This is a genomic window from Candidatus Auribacterota bacterium (assembly GCA_026392035.1).
Taxonomy (GTDB): domain Bacteria; phylum Auribacterota; class Tritonobacteria; order UBA1439; family UBA1439; genus JAPLCX01.
This window is the reverse complement of the sequence record JAPLCX010000100.1, coordinates 1-2,088: the sequence shown is the minus strand read 5'-3', so window position 1 is coordinate 2,088 and position 2,088 is coordinate 1. Positions and strand designations below refer to the sequence as shown.

Sequence of the window (2,088 nt, the reverse complement as noted above, 5' to 3'; positions counted from 1 at the left end):
GCTGGGCATGAATCTGGCCACGGCGGCGAAGAGAATCTGACCAGGGGCGGGAGGGGAAGTCTCTTTCAGGTATGAAGGGGGAGATAATAGCCGGTGCTCTCGCGTATACAATCCGAAAAATACTTTTTCAGGAGACCCTATTTTATAGGTGTATTCCAATGCATAATCCACCACGGAGGCACGGAGGACACGGAGATAACGTAGTACCCTAAACAATAGGTCATTACAGTAGTTCTTTCTCTGTGGGTTCTCCGTGCTCTCTGTGTCCCTGCCCGCCGGCAGGCAGGTCCGTGGTGAAAAATTACCTTAGTTTCTAAAAAATGGAGAAACTCCAGGCACGGCACACTTGAGGATCACGGGGAAGAGCGGTATAATTCCATGGGTCGTGGTTGCCATAATGCCATGAAGCGCGTATCCGTCATTTCCGGGGGCATAGTCCAGGGGGTTTGTTTTCGCTATTACGCCCAGCGAAAGGCGGAGGAGCTCGGTCTCTCGGGCTGGGTGAGGAATATACCCGACGGGCGCATTGAAGCGCTCATCGAGGGGGAGGATGGAGCGGTTGATCGAATGGTAAAGTGGTTTCGCCATGGCCCTCCGGATGCGCGCGTTGACGAGTTCACCGTCAGGGAACAACCCTATCGCGGCGAGTTTGATGATTTCCGGGTGAGTTCATACTGGCGATGAGGATATCTTTGCTGCCTCGGAATTTCAATACAGTTGGGATTCGCCTGCCCGCCATCGCTCTCGCTCAGGCGAGGCGGGCGGGGGATTTAGTGAGCGAGCGCAGCGAGCTAACTTATGCGGTGTTCCTGCTCATGCGCGTGATGGCGCGACTGCCTGATAGCTTCTTCTACACGCAGCATACGGTGTTCTTGTTTCTATGCTTGGCCTTGTAGAGCGCACTGTCGGCCTTTCTCAACAAATCATCCTTGGACCGCGCATCTCGTGGGAACGATGCCACGCCGATGCTGGCGGTGAGGTGCGCGGGTGGGCCGAGCCCCTTGGGGTTGAATTCTAGAGCTTCCACCTCCCTGCGTATTTTCTCTGCCATCGCCCTCGCGCCTCTCTTGTGCGTGTGCGGAAGGATGAGCGCAAATTCTTCTCCGCCGTAGCGGGCGACTATATCGCCCGCGCGGATTGACCTCGATAGAAACGCCCCCAGCACCCTGAGCACTTCGTCGCCGGTGAGGTGTCCGTAGCGGTCGTTAAATGATTTGAAATTATCAAGGTCCATCATGAGGATAGAGAGTGGGAATCGGTACCTCTGCGCGGAACTGAGCGTTTGGGTGAGGGAGTAATGAAAATATCGGTGATTGTGGATGCGGGTGAGTTCATCGAATATGGACAGCCTCCAGTAGTGCTCTTTTTTCTGAGCCTCGTCGTAAAATCTTCTACGCTCAATAGCCCGCGTAACTGTTATCTTGGCCCACTCCTCATTGATAGGTTTAAGGATGACATCGTATGCCCCCGCGCAGAGGCATTCAACGATTCTGTTGACATCTTTGAAAGGACCACTGACGAGTATGCAGGAATCCAGCCCAAAATGCCTGATGAGGCGGATCGTCTCAATATTGAGGAGGTGCGGTGTCGTGAGGCCGATGATGATCATGTCGTGATAATGCTTTTTTAAATGCGCCTGGGCCTTTGCCCAGGAGGAGGCCTTGTGGGTTTCGGGGCTGATGGCGCGGCATACATGATAGAGTTTTTCACGGCTCCGTACGTCCTTTTCAATGATGAGAATCCGCTGACCCATCTTCATAGCTCACCTCATAAGCACTCACCATTGTACAATAAATCAGTTCACCGGTAAAGCATTTGTGCATCCCTTGTCCAGCCAAAATAGAAATGTCCCCTTCTTACCAAATTAGAAATGTCCCCATGACTGTTCCCTCTCCCCCCAATGTCTGGGGGGAGAGGTTTTGGGTGCGGGGGGATAGAAAAGATGTCCTCTTCCCCTCACAGAGCCACTTCCTGGGGAAAAACCGCGATTTTTGGTTTAACATTACTTCGCCCCCCCCTAAAATGCCCTACAACAAACGATCTCATTGTGATGAGGCTACCAACACTGGCCTGATTTTGTACTGCCTC

General features: G+C 53.0%; 2 protein-coding genes. One reads left to right on the top strand and one right to left on the bottom strand.

Features of this window, described 5'->3' with window-relative positions; all coding sequences use genetic code 11:
* The first annotated feature begins 402 nt into the window (after positions 1-402).
* A complete protein-coding gene (locus tag NTX71_11005; GenBank protein MCX6340425.1) occupies positions 403-684 on the top strand; it encodes an acylphosphatase in 282 nt (93 codons plus the stop codon).
* Positions 685-850: 166 nt separating this feature from the next.
* Here NTX71_11005 and NTX71_11000 read toward each other — a convergent pair whose 3' ends face one another.
* Entirely contained in the window at positions 851-1,759 is a 909-nt protein-coding gene (locus tag NTX71_11000; protein MCX6340424.1) for a diguanylate cyclase, read from the bottom strand.
* Positions 1,760-2,088 lie beyond the last annotated feature (329 nt).